General features: G+C 71.8%; 13 protein-coding genes and 1 pseudogene. 9 read left to right on the forward strand and 5 right to left on the reverse strand.

The window, feature by feature from the left end:
• Window positions 1–377 (forward strand): annotated as a pseudogene (locus tag AB0E14_RS13305) (hypothetical protein); the annotation flags it as partial.
• A gap of 118 nt (window positions 378–495) precedes the next feature.
• Here AB0E14_RS13305 and AB0E14_RS13310 read toward each other — a convergent pair.
• Window positions 496–2,142 (reverse strand): protein kinase, encoded by a 1,647-nt coding sequence (locus tag AB0E14_RS13310; RefSeq protein WP_362415763.1) that lies wholly within the window; start codon window positions 2,140–2,142, stop codon window positions 496–498.
• A gap of 268 nt (window positions 2,143–2,410) precedes the next feature.
• Here AB0E14_RS13310 and AB0E14_RS13315 point away from each other — a divergent pair, with 268 nt between their 5' ends.
• The gene (locus AB0E14_RS13315; protein WP_362415765.1) at window positions 2,411–4,009 is read left to right on the forward strand and encodes a protein kinase; all 1,599 of its coding nucleotides are present in this window, start codon (window positions 2,411–2,413) and stop codon (window positions 4,007–4,009) included.
• Between the two features lie 25 nt (window positions 4,010–4,034).
• On the opposite strand, the gene AB0E14_RS13320 is transcribed toward AB0E14_RS13315, so the two are convergent.
• From AB0E14_RS13320 to AB0E14_RS13330, 3 genes are all read right to left on the reverse strand, one after another.
• A complete protein-coding gene (locus tag AB0E14_RS13320; RefSeq protein WP_362415767.1) occupies window positions 4,035–5,192 on the reverse strand; it encodes a phosphotransferase in 1,158 nt (385 codons plus the stop codon).
• A gap of 60 nt (window positions 5,193–5,252) precedes the next feature.
• Entirely contained in the window at window positions 5,253–5,669 is a 417-nt protein-coding gene (locus AB0E14_RS13325; protein ID WP_362415769.1) for a pyridoxamine 5'-phosphate oxidase family protein, read from the reverse strand.
• A 139-nt stretch (window positions 5,670–5,808) separates the two neighbouring features.
• On the reverse strand, window positions 5,809–6,468 hold the full coding sequence (locus AB0E14_RS13330; protein ID WP_361960018.1) for a response regulator transcription factor: 660 nt from the start codon (window positions 6,466–6,468) through the stop codon (window positions 5,809–5,811).
• A gap of 337 nt (window positions 6,469–6,805) precedes the next feature.
• Here AB0E14_RS13330 and pdhA point away from each other — a divergent pair, with 337 nt between their 5' ends.
• The 6 genes from pdhA to AB0E14_RS13360 all read left to right on the forward strand — a co-directional run bounded on the left by pdhA (window position 6,806) and on the right by AB0E14_RS13360 (window position 13,091).
• Entirely contained in the window at window positions 6,806–7,984 is a 1,179-nt protein-coding gene (pdhA, locus tag AB0E14_RS13335) for a pyruvate dehydrogenase (acetyl-transferring) E1 component subunit alpha (RefSeq protein WP_362415771.1), read from the forward strand.
• 2 nt (window positions 7,985–7,986) lie between these two features.
• Window positions 7,987–8,967 (forward strand): alpha-ketoacid dehydrogenase subunit beta, encoded by a 981-nt coding sequence (locus AB0E14_RS13340; protein WP_362415773.1) that lies wholly within the window; start codon window positions 7,987–7,989, stop codon window positions 8,965–8,967.
• A gap of 31 nt (window positions 8,968–8,998) precedes the next feature.
• Window positions 8,999–10,417 carry a dihydrolipoamide acetyltransferase family protein gene (locus AB0E14_RS13345; protein WP_362415979.1) on the forward strand — a complete coding sequence of 473 codons (1,419 nt, stop codon included), beginning with the start codon at window positions 8,999–9,001 and terminating at the stop codon, window positions 10,415–10,417.
• Between the two features lie 116 nt (window positions 10,418–10,533).
• A complete protein-coding gene (locus AB0E14_RS13350) occupies window positions 10,534–11,019 on the forward strand; it encodes a hypothetical protein (protein ID WP_362415775.1) in 486 nt (161 codons plus the stop codon).
• Window positions 11,020–11,139: 120 nt separating this feature from the next.
• Window positions 11,140–11,781, forward strand: coding sequence for a GntR family transcriptional regulator (locus tag AB0E14_RS13355; RefSeq protein WP_362415777.1), 642 nt, complete (start codon window positions 11,140–11,142; stop codon window positions 11,779–11,781).
• A complete protein-coding gene (locus AB0E14_RS13360) occupies window positions 11,778–13,091 on the forward strand; it encodes an MFS transporter (RefSeq protein ID WP_362415779.1) in 1,314 nt (437 codons plus the stop codon). Before AB0E14_RS13355 ends, AB0E14_RS13360 begins: the two co-directional genes overlap by 4 nt.
• Before the next feature lie 108 nt (window positions 13,092–13,199).
• Here the strand turns inward: AB0E14_RS13360 and AB0E14_RS13365 are convergent, their stop codons facing one another.
• Window positions 13,200–14,024 (reverse strand): maleylpyruvate isomerase family mycothiol-dependent enzyme, encoded by an 825-nt coding sequence (locus tag AB0E14_RS13365; RefSeq protein ID WP_362415781.1) that lies wholly within the window; start codon window positions 14,022–14,024, stop codon window positions 13,200–13,202.
• Between the two features lie 178 nt (window positions 14,025–14,202).
• Between AB0E14_RS13365 and AB0E14_RS13370 the strand changes: the two genes are divergently transcribed.
• On the forward strand, window positions 14,203–14,976 hold the full coding sequence (locus AB0E14_RS13370) for a carbon-nitrogen family hydrolase (protein ID WP_362415783.1): 774 nt from the start codon (window positions 14,203–14,205) through the stop codon (window positions 14,974–14,976).
• Window positions 14,977–15,146 lie beyond the last annotated feature (170 nt).

Here is a 15,146-nt window from a genome sequence, read left to right on the forward strand (position 1 = left end):
GCCCGGGCGCGGCGGGCGGCGACGCGGACGGGGACGCCGGCGCCGGGGACGTGGTCGACGGCGCGGCCGGCGGACCGGAGGCGCCGAGGGTGGGGGTGGGGGTGGGCCGCCCCGCCGGGGTGGAGGGGGCGGCGGAGGAGTCGGTGGCCGGGGGGCGGGACGGCTGGGTGGCCGTGGCGGGCGGGGTGGACGGAGCCGAACGCGCCGAGCCCGTCGGCGCGGGTCCCGGTCGCTCGTACCCGTGCACGTTTCCGTACCCGTACCCGTACGCCGTCGGTGCCGCGCCGACCAGGAGCCAGCACGCCACCGCGGGGCCGAGCGCCCGCCGCCGCAATGCCCGCGTGCGCGTGCCGCGGAGTCCTGGAGTCACGGGGTGACCCCCCTCCCGTACCGAGCCGCCGAGGTATCCAACTCAGCGTCACATGACGGGACAATTCCGGCATCCGGGCGCCTGCGCGGGGATGACCCCGGCAGGATCCGGATGCCGGAAGCGGGTTACTGCCCCGGGTTGCCCGTGGAGATCTCCAGGGTGAACTCGGCGTCGTCCTTCGACGCGTCCCCACCCGCCGGCGGGTACTGGCTGAGCACCGTGCCCTCGCCGTACGTCGCCTCGTCCACCGGCGTCTGCTTCGTGATCTTCCACCCGGCGGCCTGGATGCAGTCCTTCACCGACTGGATGTTCTTGTACGTGAAGTCGGGGATCTCGAACTTCGACGGGTCGTCGCTCGACTCCCTCGGCTCGGTGCACTTCTTCACGGCGATGGTCTTCGTCAGATCGGGACCCTTGTGCCCCGGCGCGATCGACTGGCTCTGGCTGGGGTCGCCGCCCGCTGTGTTGTTCGGGTCGTCGTCCTTGTTGAGGTTGATCACGGTGATCACCCCGGCGATCACGAGCAGCGCGGCGACGGCCGCGCCCACGATCATCGGCGTGTTCCGCCGGGACCCGCCGGCGGTGGCGGTACCGGACGTGCCGCCACCGGAGACCGGGGGCTGCGGCGACATCGTGTACGGGCCGGGGGCCGGCGTCTGGTACGCCGGGGCCGGCGGCGGGGTCTGCACCTGCTGCGGGTAGCCGTAGGCGGGCCCGGGCGCCGGAGTCGGCGGACCGTAGGGGCCCGGGGTCGGCGTCGGCTGCTGGTACGGGTACTGGACCCCGTGCGTCGCGGGCGGCGGCGTCTGGCCGACCGGCGGGAAGACCGCCGAGCCGACACCCGAACCGCTGCTGACCGGACCGCCCGCCACGATCACCGGCGCGCTCGTCTGGCCCGCCGACAGCACGCGCAGGCACTCGTCCTGCATCGCGGCGGCACTCGGGAAACGCTCGTTCGGGTTCTTCTTCAGCGCGCGGGCGACGAGCGCGTCCATCGCCGGGGTGACCGAGCGGTTGATGGACGAAGGTGCGACCGGCTCCTCCTGCACATGCGCGTACGCGATGGCCAGCGGCGAGTCCGCGTCGAACGGCAGACGGCCCGTGAGCAGCTGGAACAGCATGATGCCGACCGAGTACAGGTCGGAGCGCGCGTCCACCGCGCGGCCGAGGGCCTGCTCGGGGGAGAGGTACTGGGGCGTGCCGACGACCATGCCCGTCTGCGTCATCGAGGTGACGCCGGACTGCATGGCGCGCGCGATGCCGAAGTCCATCACCTTGACCACGCCGCGCTTGGTCATCATCACGTTGCCGGGCTTGATGTCCCGGTGGACCAGGCCCATCTCGTGGCTGGTGTCCAGGGCGGCGAGGACGTCCGCCGTCACCTTGAGCGCCTTGTCCGCGGGCATCGCGCCGAACTGCCGCACGTCGGAGGCGAGGACCGAACCGAGCGGCTGGCCCTCCACGTACTCCATGACGATGTACGGCATGACCGAGCCGTCGAGGGTGTCCTCGCCGGTGTCGAAGACCGAGACGATGTTCGTGTGCGAAAGCTTCGCGACGGCCTGCGCCTCGCGCCGGAACCGCTCGCGGAACGACTGTTCCCGGCCGAGTTCGGTGTGCAGCGTCTTGATGGCGACCTGGCGGTCGAGCGCGCTGTCGTAGGCGAGGTAGACGGAGGCCATGCCGCCCTCGCCGAGCAGGTCGCGCAGCTGGTACCGGCCGTTCGCAACCGAACCGCCCGCATAGCGGCCCTGGGCGCCGTCCTGGCTCATTCGTGCTCCCCCTACGCGCGCGTGCCGGCGCTGATCGTTAATTTCCTGGCCAAGTCTGCCCGAGGGCACGAACACGTCAAGCCGGGTGCCCGTTCCGTGACCCTCCGCGCAAGAAGCGTCTCGGAAGCGTTACACGATCCGGTCGGAATTTGCATGGGTGTACACGCGGGAGGTTGGATGGCCGGTCGACTCGGACCGAGGTGTCGGACGAAGCCTGTAGCGTGACGACGGAACGGCACCACACGACTGAAGACGACGGCGAGGACTGATGGCACCCGAATCCGAAGCAGGCGGCGGCGGCCTGTCGGGCGCCGCCGCGGAGTCCTGGGGCGTCGGCGGAGTGGTCGGCGACGGCCGGTACCGGCTGACCCACCGCCTCGGCCGCGGCGGCATGGCGGAGGTCTTCGCAGCCGAGGACGTGCGCCTCGGCCGCACCGTGGCTGTCAAGCTGCTCCGCTCCGACCTCGCCGAGGACCCGGTCTCCAAGGCCCGCTTCACACGCGAGGCGCAGTCGGTCGCCGGCCTCAACCACCACGCGATCGTCGCCGTGTACGACTCCGGCGAGGACGTCGTCGGCGCCCAGTCCGTGCCGTACATCGTGATGGAGCTGGTCGAGGGCCGCACCATCCGCGACCTGCTGATCAGCGCCGAGGCCCCGGGCCCCGAGCAGGCCCTGATCATCGTCTCCGGTGTCCTGGAGGCGCTCGCCTACTCGCACCAGCACGGCATCGTGCACCGCGACATCAAGCCGGCCAACGTCATCATCACGCACAGCGGCGCCGTCAAGGTGATGGACTTCGGCATCGCCCGCGCGCTGCACGGCGCGCAGTCGACGATGACCCAGACCGGCATGGTCATGGGCACGCCGCAGTACCTCTCCCCCGAGCAGGCCCTCGGCAAGGCCGTGGACCACCGTTCCGACCTGTACGCCACCGGCTGTCTGCTCTACGAACTGCTGGCGCTGCGGCCCCCGTTCACGGGCGAGACCCCGCTCTCCGTGGTCTACCAGCACGTGCAGGACACCCCGGTCCCGCCGTCCGACGTCGCCCAGGCGTCGCCGCCGGAGCTCGACGGGCTCGTGATGCGCTCGCTGGCGAAGGACCCGGACGACCGGTTCCAGAGCGCCGAGGAGATGCGCGGTCTCATCCAGTACGGCCTGTCGATGCTCCAGCAGGCGGGCGGTCACACGGGCACGTGGAGCACCGGCCCGGTGGAGATGCACGAGGGCGGTCACACCCCGGTCGGCGGCGTCGCAGCGACGACGGCGATGGGGCACCCGATGCACCACGAGACCGCGCAGCGCCCGATCCTGCCGCCGATGAACCCGGACGACGGCGGCTACGACGGCGGCGGCCACGGCGGCTACGGCCAGGACGGCTACGGCGGGCAGGGCGGCCGGGGCCGGGGCGGACGCGGCAAGGTGCTGCTGTTCCTGTCGCTCGCGATGATCGCGATCGTCGCGGGTGTCGTGTACGCGCTCGACAAGGCCGGTCAGCCGGACAACGGCAAGCCGACGGCCCCGGTCACCCAGTCGCCGACCCCGTCCTCGGGGACCCCGACGCCCTCGCAGGAGGCGAGCGAGGACACCCAGGAGCCGGACACGTCGACCGGCGGCGGCAACGAGCAGCCGTGGACGAAGCCGCCGACCACCCCGCACACCACACCGCCGACGACGCCCCAGACGACCCCGCCGACCACCCAGCCGACGCCGACGGACGACGGTTCGGACGACGGCGGCACCACCGGTGACCCGACGGGCGACCCGACCGGCACGCCGTCGGGCGACCCCTCGGACCCGCCGGACACCACCGTGCAGGGCAGCACCGGGCAGCCGGCGACGCGCGGCGGCACGGGCTCGACGCCGTAGCCCGCAGGCCCTCGCCTGGCGAGGGTCACCCCGTGAACGCGTCGCGTACCGCCTGGTATTCGCGTGTCCACCACACCACCAGGGCCGACGCCGCAGGAAACTGCGGGTCGGCCCTTCGGTCGTGGAGTTGGTAGCGCCAGCGCAGTATCCAGAAGTCGTTGAGCCGCTCCCACCAGACCCGGTGCACCGCCGAGGCCAGCTCCGCCGCGTCCGCGCCGGCCGCCCGCCGGTAGGCCCGCGCGTACGCCCGCACCTTCTCCAGGGCCAGCTCGCCCGCCGGCCGTACGAAGAAGATGGCGGCGGCCCGGACGGCCTCCTCCGCCCGTGGCTGGACGCCGAGGCGGTCCCAGTCGACGATCGCGGCCGGTTCGGCGCCCCGGTAGAGCAGGTTCAGCGGGTGGAAGTCGCCGTGCACCCAGCCGGCCGAGGTCGCGGCGGGCGGCCGGTGGTGGGCGTGCTCGGCGAGCAGCCCCCGGCGTTCGAGCAGCCGGTGCTCGGCGAGCGCGTCGAAGCCCGTGCGGGGCCGGTGGGCGCGGGCGAGGCGCAGCAGCTCGTCGATGACGCGGAGGGTGTCCTCGGGGCGGGCGCTCTCGTGCCCGCCGCCGGGTGGCGGGGACTCCATCACCTGCTCCAGGCAGGTGTGGACGTGCCCGAGCAGCGCGCCCAGGCGGAGCGAACCGCCCGTCGAGAGCTGGGTGCCGTCGCGGTGGCGGCCGTCGATCCAGGGGTGCAGGGCGTAGCAGCGGCCGCCGATGACGGCGACCGTGCGGCCGGCGGAGTCGGCGAGCGGCGGGGCGACGGGCAGGCCGAGGGCGTGCAGACGCTGGGTCGCGCGGTGCTGGCGGCTGATGGTGTCCCGGTCGGCGGTCGGCGCGTCGAGGTGCTGCTTGAGGAAGTAGGCGCCGCGGGTGGTGAAGAGGCGGTAGCCGCGGTTGAGGAGGCCCTGGGTGACGGGTTCGCAGGAGAGCGGCTCGCCGGCCTCGCGGTAGCGCCGCAGCAGGTCGCCGACGGGCGGCACGGGCGTCGCGGCGCGCAGCGGCGGCGAGGGCGTGCCGACGCTCACGAGCGGCACGGGCTGCGCGAGTGGTGCGGGCTGGGCGGGCTGCACGTGCGACGCGGGCGTGGGGGACGTCGTGGCGCCCCGCAGGCCCAGCGGGGTGGTCCCGGCCCGGGGTGCGGGCATGGTCGCGCCGACGGGCGGAGCGAGTGTTTCAGATGAGCGCGGCACCCGTCAGATGTTAGATCACGCTACGTGCTGGAGGTGTCGCTCCGTGGTGTAGTCCAGCTGGTGCACGGTCACGAACTGCGGCTCGATGCGCAGGTAGATCGGCTCGAAGGGGGCGCCGTCCACGACCTGCGGGCTCGCGCCGAACGCGGCGAGCTGCGCCTCGGTCGGTTCGACGACCTCGGCATAGCCGGTGAACTGCACGGACCAGAGGTTCTCCTCGCCCGAGTTGAAGTTGTCCGCGCCGTACGCGACGACACTGCCCGCGCAGGCCCGGTGGTAGCCGAGGCCCCGGTGCATGCGGATCAGGACGCAGCCGTCGTCCACGATGTGCCGGGCGGGGGCGACGAACGGCATCGCGCGCATGCTCGTCGCCACGCGGCCGTACGAGACGCGGTTGAGCAGCTCGATGGCGCGGATCTCCTCGGTGGACATGGCTTCCACTCTCCGCCACCGGCCCGGCGCGGGGAAGGGGCGCCTGCCCCGGTTCACCGGGGACGTAGGTCCCGAATCGGGGCCCGCACCGGGCCGGGCCGAACAGGTGACGGTGACCCGCGCGGGGCCACCGGCGCGCTCAGTGCCGCTCGGCCTGCATGCGGGCCACGTACGCCGCGGCCTGCGAACGGCGCTCCATGCCCAGCTTCGACAGCAGGCTGGAGACGTAGTTCTTGATGGTCTTCTCCGCCAGGTGGAGCCGTTCGCCGATGGCCCGGTTGGTCAGGCCCTCGCCGATCAGATCCAGGATCTTGCGCTCCTGTTCCGTCAGATTCGCGAGCTTGTCGTCACCCTTGGGGTTGTTTCCGTCCCGCAACCGCTCCAGGACGCGGGCGGTCGCGACCGGGTCGAGCAGGGACTTCCCCGCCGCCACGTCCCGTACCGCCGACAGCAGTTCGTTGCCGCGAATGGCCTTGAGGACATATCCCGAAGCCCCGGCCATGATCGCGTCGAAAAGCGCCTCGTCGTCGGCGTACGAGGTCAGCATCAGGCACTTGATGTCCTCGTTCTGCGAACGCACCTCGCGGCAGACCTCGACCCCGCTGCCGTCCGGCAGCCGCACGTCGAGCACGGCCACGTCGGGCCGGGTCGCCGGGATCCGGACCAGTGCGTCCGCCGCCGTGCCCGCCTCCCCGACCACCTCGATGTCGTCCTCCACGGAGAGCAGCTCGTGGACGCCGCGCCGGACGACTTCGTGGTCGTCCAGCAGAAATACCCGGATTTTTCCATCTTCGCGCACGCACTCAGTCTCACATATTGGCTCTTCCCGTGCCCGGGGTGTGCGGGATAACGTGCCGGTGTTCCGGCGGCCTGCGAGGCTGTTGCCAGCGCGCTGACCAGCTACTGTTCCCACATTTCTCGATTTACTTGGAAATCCAAGCAAAATCGCAGGTCAAATGGGGTTTCGCAGTAATGCGAAGCAGTGGGTAACGTGCCTATGACAGGGCGCTCGCCGGGGCACCTGTCACGCCCGACCCGGCCGAGTCGCACCCACCCCCGTGCGCGCGTCCGGACAAGGCGAGCCGCACTGGCCTTCCCGGCAACCCCGGGGGCCGGACCGACGGAGGAGTACGCACGTGACCGTGGAGAGCACTGCCGCGCGCAAGACGACGCGACGCAGCAGCGGCACCAAGCGCACGGCCGGCGCCAGCGCCGCCGCGAGCGCCAAGAAGTCGCAGACTTCGGAGCCCGAGCTCGTACAGCTGCTGACGCCCGAAGGGGAGCGCGTCCAGCACCCCGAGTACGACATCGACCTGAGCGCCGACGAGCTGCGCGGCCTGTACCGGGACATGGTCCTCAGCCGCCGCTTCGACGCGGAGGCCACCGCCCTGCAGCGCCAGGGCGAGCTGGGCCTGTGGGCGTCGCTGCTGGGCCAGGAGGCCGCCCAGATCGGCTCCGGCCGCGCCCTCCGGGACGACGACTACGTCTTCCCCACCTACCGCGAGCACGCCGTCGCGTGGTGCCGCGGGGTCGACCCGACCAACCTCCTCGGCATGTTCCGCGGTGTGAACAACGGTGGCTGGGACCCCAACACCAACAACTTCCACCTGTACACGATCGTCCTCGGCTCGCAGACCCTGCACGCCACCGGCTACGCCATGGGTATCGCCAAGGACGGCGCGGACTCCGCCGTGATCGCGTACTTCGGCGACGGTGCCTCCAGCCAGGGCGACGTGAACGAGGCGTTCGTCTTCTCCGCGGTCTACAACGCCCCGGTCGTGTTCTTCTGCCAGAACAACCAGTGGGCGATCTCCGAGCCCATCGAGAAGCAGACCCGCGTGCCGCTCTACCAGCGCGCGCAGGGCTTCGGTTTCCCCGGCGTCCGCGTCGACGGCAACGACGTCCTCGCGTGCCTGGCCGTGACCCGGTCGGCGCTCGAGCGCGCCCGCCGCGGCGAGGGCCCGACGCTCATCGAGGCGTACACCTACCGCATGGCCGCCCACACCACCTCCGACGACCCGACGCGCTACCGCCGCGACGCGGAGCGCGAGGAGTGGGAGGCCAAGGACCCGATCCTGCGCCTCAAGGCCTACATGGAGCGCGAGGGCCACGCCGACGCCGCCTTCTTCGAGGAGCTGGAGACGGAGAGCGAGGCGCTGGGCAAGCACGTCCGCGAGGTCGTCCGCGCCATGCCCGTTCCGGAGCACATGGCGATGTTCGACAACGTGTACGCGGACGGGCACGCGCTCGTCGACGAGGAGCGCGCGCAGTTCGCCGCCTACCAGGCGTCCTTCGAGGGCGGAGAGGCCGAGTAATCATGGCTGTTCAGAAGCTTCCCCTGGCGAAGGCGCTCAACGAGTCGCTGCGCAAGGCCCTGGAGACCGACCCCAAGGTCCTCGTCATGGGCCTGGACGTCGGCAAGCTCGGCGGTGTCTTCCGGATCACCGACGGTCTGCAGAAGGACTTCGGCGAGGACCGGGTCATCGACACCCCGCTCGCCGAGTCCGGCATCGTCGGCACCGCGATCGGTCTCGCGCTGCGCGGCTACCGGCCGGTCGTGGAGATCCAGTTCGACGGCTTCGTCTTCCCGGCGTACGACCAGATCGTCTCCCAGCTGGCGAAGATGCGGGCCCGTTCGCTCGGCACGGTGAAGATGCCGATCGTCATCCGCATCCCGTACGGCGGTGGCATCGGCGCCGTCGAGCACCACTCCGAATCCCCCGAGTCGCTCTTCGCGCACGTCGCGGGCCTCAAGGTCGTCACCCCGGCGACGCCCTCCGACGCCTACTGGATGCTCCAGCAGGCGATCCAGAGCGACGACCCGGTCGTCTTCTTCGAGCCCAAGCGCCGCTACTGGGACAAGGGCGAGGTCGACACCGAGGCCATCCCCGGCGAGCTGCACAAGGCCCGGGTCGCCCGCGAGGGCACGGACCTCACGCTCGTCGCCTACGGCCCGATGGTGAAGACCTGCCTGGAGGCCGCCGCGGCCGCCGCCGAGGAGGGCAAGTCGGTCGAGGTCGTGGACCTGCGCTCGATCTCCCCGCTCGACTTCGACACCGTCCAGGCCTCGGTCGAGAAGACCCGTCGCCTGGTCGTGGTCCACGAGGCTCCGGTCTTCTTCGGTTCCGGAGCCGAGATCGCCGCCCGTATCACCGAGCGCTGCTTCTACCACCTGGAGGCCCCCGTCCTGCGGGTCGGCGGCTACCACGCGCCGTATCCGCCGGCGCGCCTGGAGGAGGAGTACCTGCCGGGCCTGGACCGCGTGCTCGACGCCGTCGACCGCTCGCTGGCGTACTGAGGAGAGCACCGTGACGATCCGCGAATTCAAGATGCCCGACGTGGGCGAGGGCCTCACCGAGGCCGAGATCCTCAAGTGGTACGTCCAGCCCGGTGACACGGTCACCGACGGTCAGGTCGTGTGCGAGGTCGAGACGGCGAAGGCGGCCGTCGAGCTGCCGATCCCGTTCGACGGCACGGTCCACGAACTGCGCTTCCCCGAGGGCACGACGGTCGACGTCGGCCAGGTCATCATCTCGGTGAACGTGGGCGGAGAGGCCCCCGCGGCCCCGGCCGCCACCCCGGCTCCGGTCGTGGAGACCCCGGCGGCTCCGGCCGCTCCTGCAGCCCCCGCCGCTCCCGCCGAGGACGACGAGCCGCAGGGCCGTCAGCCGGTCCTCGTCGGCTACGGCGTGGCCGCCAGCTCGACCAAGCGCCGTGCCCGCAAGGGCGCGGGCGTGCCCGCGCAGGCCGCCTCCGCGATCCAGGGCGAGCTCAACGGGCACGGTGGTACGGGCGCCACCGCGACCGCGACCGCCACCCGGCCGCTGGCCAAGCCGCCGGTGCGCAAGCTCGCCAAGGACCTGGGCGTGGACCTGACGACGGTCGTCCCGACCGGCCCGGACGGGATCATCACCCGCGAGGACGTCCACGCGGCGGCCGCCCCGGTGGCGGCTCCCGCGGCCCCGGCCGCGGTTCCGGCTCCGGCGGTCCAGGCCCCCGCGGTCGCCGCGGCGCCGGCTCCTGCCGCCGCGCCCGTCGAGGTCGGCGCCCGGGAGACGCGTACCCCCATCAAGGGCGTACGGAAGGCCACGGCGGCGGCGATGGTCGGCTCGGCCTTCACCGCGCCGCACGTCACCGAGTTCGTCACCTTCGACATCACGCGCACCATGAAGCTGGTCGAGGAGCTCAAGTCCGACAAGGACATGGCGGGCCTGCGGGTCAACCCGCTGCTCCTCATCGCCAAGGCCGTCCTGGTCGCCGTCCGGCGCAACCCGGAGATCAACGCGGCCTGGGACGAGGCGAACCAGGAGATCGTGCTCAAGCACTACGTCAACCTGGGCATCGCCGCGGCCACCCCACGCGGTCTGATCGTGCCGAACATCAAGGACGCGCACGCCAAGACCCTGCCGGAGCTGTCGCAGTCGCTGAGCGAGCTGGTCGCCACGGCCCGGGACGGCAAGACGACCCCGGCGGCGATGCAGGGCGGCACCTTCACCATCACCAACGTCGGCGTCTTCGGCGTCGACACCGGTACGCCCATCCTGAACCCGGGCGAGTCCGCGATCCTCGCGGTCGGCGCGATCAAGCTCCAGCCCTGGGTCCACAAGGGCAAGGTGAAGCCGCGTCAGGTCACCACGCTCGCGCTCTCCTTCGACCACCGCCTGGTCGACGGCGAGCTGGGCTCCAAGTTCCTCGCCGACATCGCGGCGATCCTGGAGCAGCCGAAGCGGCTCATCACCTGGGCGTAAGAGTTCAGTTGGGATGTTTCACGTGAAACGCCCGGCCGGGGACGATGTGGTCCCACGGCCGGGCGTTTCGTGTTGAGCTGATACCCCTGACGGCTGTACGACGAGCAGGGGGGAACATGGCGGAGTATCTGGGCCCGCTGGAACTGGTCGGGGACCGGTGGATCATCGGGGACCCGAAACGCGAGGGCGGCACGTGCCTGGTCTTCACCCGCGAGGGGATCGAGTACCACAGGAACGGGGCACCGGAGCCACTGGAACTCGTGCCGTGGGCACGGGTGGTGTCGCTCCAGGTGGAGGCGGCCCGCCCTGTCTGGGTGCACGCCCTCGTGCGCCATCCGTACGACGATTGGTTCGTCCGCTACACCCATCACGAGCGGGCCTACTCGGGTACGCACATGTACCTGGTCACGCGGTTCATCCGTGCGGTCTCCGAGGCCAAGCTGCTGCCGCGGCTCGGAGACCCGCAGTGGGTGGGTCTCGCGGTCGCGAAGCTCGCCCCCTTGAAGATCGGCTTCACGACCGCGCGGAGAGTCAAAGAGGTCGTGGAGGTCGTGGAGGTCGTGGAGGGCGGGCAGCGTGGGGAGGGCGTGCAGGGCGGGTAGTGCGCGGGTGCGGGGCGTGCGTGCGGTGCGCGGCGCGCGTGGCCGTGCAGGTGGTGACAGGTCCGTCCGTATCGCGGACGGGCCTGCCTGTTGCACCCCTGTTGTATCTATGCTGTGCGCATGCCATCAGCGCCTCCCGCGGCCGACCGCGTCTACATGCACGTCAAGCAGGCCGTCCTCGACCGCCGCTACGAGGGAGGAACGCTGCTGACCGAGGGCGAACTCGCCCAGGCCGTCGGGGTGTCCAGGACCCCCGTACGGGAAGCGCTGCTGAAGCTGGAGATGGAAGGGCTGCTCAAGCTCTACCCCAAGAAGGGCGCCCTCGTCCTCGCCGTCTCCGCGCAGGAGATCGCCGACGTCGTCGAGACCCGGCTGCTCGTCGAGGAGTTCGCCGTCCGCCGGGCCGTCCCCGCGTCCGCCGCGCTCGTCGAGCGGCTCGAGGAGCTCCTGGAGGAGCAGAAGCGGCGCGCCGAGGCCGGGGACCTCGCCGAGGTCGCCGCCACCGACCGCTCCTTCCACGCCGAGATCGTCAAGCACGCCGGCAACCAGATCCTCGCCCGCCTCTACGACCAGCTGCGCGACCGTCAGCTGCGGATGGGCGTCGCCGTCATGCAGTCCCAGCCCGACCGGATCGCCAAGAACATCACCGAGCACGCCGAGATCCTGGAGCGGATCAAGGCCGGGGACACGGAGGGCGCGGCCCACTGCGTCCGCCAGCACCTGAGCTGGGTCAAGGTCCTGGTCCGGGGTGAGGCGAGGTGAGCCGCGACGGTCACGGCTCCGCGGTCACCCTCCCCGGTGACCCGCCCGGCGGCCGGCGCGCCGCCCTCGTCTGGGGCGTCGGCGTCGCCGTCTACTTCGTCGCCGTCATCTTCCGTACGTCCCTGGGCGTCGCCGGACTCGACGCCGCCGACCGTTTCGACGTCAACGCCTCCGCCCTCTCCACCTTCTCCATCCTCCAGCTGCTGGTCTACGCCGGCATGCAGATACCCGTCGGCCTCATGGTCGACCGGCTCGGCACCAAGAAGGTGCTGACCATCGGCGTCGTCCTCTTCACCGTCGGCCAGCTGGGCTTCGCGCTCTCCCCCTCGTACGGCACCGCGCTCGCCGCCCGCGCCCTGCTCGGCTGCGGCGACGCGATGACCTTCATCAGCGTGCTGCGGCTCGGCACCCGCTGGTTCCCCGCCCGCCGCGGCCCGCTCATCGCCCAGGTCGCCGCGCTCTTCGGGATGGCCGGCAACCTCGTCTCGACCATCTTCATCGCCCGCGCCCTGCACGACCTCGGCTGGACGACCACGTTCGTCGGCAGCTCGGTCGCGGGCGTCCTCGTGCTGGTCCTGCTGCTGCTCTTCCTCAAGGACCACCCCGAGGGCCACGAACCGCCGCCCGCGCCGCACGCGGGAGCCGCGTTCGTCCGCCGCCAGATCGCCGAGTCCTGGCGGGAGCCCGGCACCCGGCTCGGCATGTGGGTGCACTTCACGACCCAGTTCCCGGCGATGGTGTTCCTGCTGCTGTGGGGCCTGCCGTTCCTGGTCGAGGCCCAGGGCCTCTCGCAGGGGGTCGCCGGGGAGCTGCTGACGCTCGTCGTGCTCTCCAACATGGTGGTGGGGCTCGCGTACGGGCAGATCATCGCCCGCCATCACACCGCCCGGGCCCCGCTCGCCCTCTCCACGGTCGCGGCGACCGCGCTGCTGTGGGGCGCCACGCTCGCGTACCCCGCCGACCGGGCGCCGATGTGGCTGCTGATCACCCTGTGCGTGGTCCTCGGGGCCTGCGGACCCGCCTCGATGATCGGCTTCGACTTCGCCCGCCCCGCCAACCCGCCGGAGCGTCAGGGAACGGCCTCGGGCATCGTCAACATGGGCGGTTTCACCGCCTCGATGACGACCCTCCTCGCGGTCGGCGTCCTCCTCGACGCCACCGGCGACGACTACCGGATCGCCTTCGCGTCGGTCTTCGTCCTGCAGGCGCTGGGCGTCGTGCAGATCCTGCGGCTGAAGTCCCGTACCGCGCGCAGGGAGAAGGAACGCCTGGTGGCGAGCCGCGTCGAGGCGGTCCACGTACCGGCGTAGGCCACGCAGGCCGTGGCCGACGCCTCAGGGCGTCACGGGGTACCTGGCGTCACGGGGTCCCTGGCGTCACGGGACCACGTGATCACGGACGTCACGGACGTCACGGCATCACGGTGTCACGGCGAAGTTGTCCAGGATGGCCTGGGCCAGCTCCGTGTCGCCCTCGATCTTGATCCGGTCGGCGACGGACGCCGGCCGGACCCGGCCGCAGGCGAGGCGTACGTACGTCTCCCAGTCCGTCGCCAGCGTCACCGCGGGACCGAGCGACGGCGCGCCGTCGACCGAGCCGCGGCCCTCGCCGTCCACCCGGACCGTCCGCAGGAACTCCACCGGGCCGTGCACATCCACCACGACCGCCGAGTTCGCGGGCGCTCCCGCGTCCTTCGCGACGACCTTCGGCAGCGCCGCGAGCAGGTTGTCGCGGACGACCAGCGCGCCGGGGGAGTCCAGGTTGCCCGGTCGGCCGAGCGCGACCCGCAGGTCCTGCTCGTGCACCCATACGTCGAAGGCGCGCATCCGGTAGGCCACTTCGAGGGTCTGCTCGGCGCCGAGGGGGGCGCGGATGAGATGGTCGGGCTGCCGGTTCTCGTTGCGCAGCTGGCGGGCGCGGCGGATCAGGATGTACTCCAGCTCCGAGGTCATCTCGGGGCCGGTGTGGTGCCGGCGCACATCGACCTGCATCTCCATGTAGCGGGCGAACTCACCGCGTACGTGGTACAGATCGCGCGGCAGCGAGTGGATCGGCCGCGGGTCCCCCAGCATCTCGCACTCCATGCCGATCACATGGGACACGATGTCGCGCACCGACCAGCCCGGGCACGGTGTCGCGCGGTTCCATTCGCCTTCCACGAGCGGCTGCACCAACTCGGATATCGCTTCGATGGAGTGGGTCCAGGCGTCGGCGTAGGTCTGGAGGCTGGGATGGACGGTCACGGGACCCCTCGGCGGTTCTGCGGTGCGCGGGCTGACGATCGAGCGGACAGGCGGGCTGGAGACAAGACTGCGTGGGAGGCTCGGACGCTAAGTTACGCTGCCCGAAGGCACCCCGGCAGTGCTTTCGTGTGACGATCGTAGGCTGTGTTGACGGTTCGAATGCCAGGACGGTGGTAGTGTGCGCGCCTCCCTCATCCAGATCGCAGTAGACCCGGACGAACCGGTCGCTTCGCGCCGTGCGCGCGTGGCCGAGCTGGTACGCGCGGAGCGCGGCGCCGCGGACCTCGTGGTCCTGCCCGAGCTGTGGCCCATGGGCGCCTTCGCGTACGAGTCCTTCGCGGCGGAGTCCGAGCCGCTGCGCGGCCCCACGTACGACGCGATGGCGGCGGCCGCGCGGGACGCGGGGGTCTGGCTGCACGCCGGCTCGATCGTCGAGGCGGCGGAGGGCGCCCTGTACAACACCTCGCTCGTCATCTCCCCGTCCGGGGACCTGGCGGCGAGCTACCGGAAGATCCACCGCTTCGGCTTCGACAAGGGCGAGGCCGTGATGATGGCGGCGGGCGAGAAGCTGGTGACGTTCACCGCGCCGGAGCTCACGTTCGGCGTCGGCACCTGCTACGACCTGCGCTTCCCGGAGCTGTTCCGGGGCCTGGTGGACGCGGGCGCCGAGGCCTTCGTCGTCCCCGCGGGCTGGCCGGCCCGCCGCCGCGCCCACTGGACGCTGCTCGCGCGAGCCCGGGCGGTGGAGAACCAGGCGTACATGCTGGCCTGCGGCACGGCCGGCACCCACGCGGGCGTGGAGCAGGCGGGCCACTCGATCGTCGTCGACCCCTGGGGCGAGGTCCTGGCGGAGGCGGGCCCGGGCGAGGAGATCCTGCGCGTGGAGCTGGACGCGGAGCGGGTGACGACGACGAGGGAGCAGTTCCCGGCGCTGAAGGACAGGGTGCTGTAGGGGGCGCTCGCGCCGGGGGGGACGGGGTCCTGCGGCCCTCGGGCGCTCCCGCCCGGGCGGACGTCCCGCGGCCCTCGGGCGCTCGCGCCCTTGGGCACGGTGGCCCTCCGGCCCTTCGGGCGCCCCCGCCCGGCCGGACGTCCTCCGGCCCTCCGGCCCTCCCGCTCCGG

Origin of the sequence: Streptomyces sp. NPDC047981 (genome assembly GCF_040653315.1) — a bacterium.
Lineage (GTDB): Bacteria > Actinomycetota > Actinomycetes > Streptomycetales > Streptomycetaceae > Streptomyces.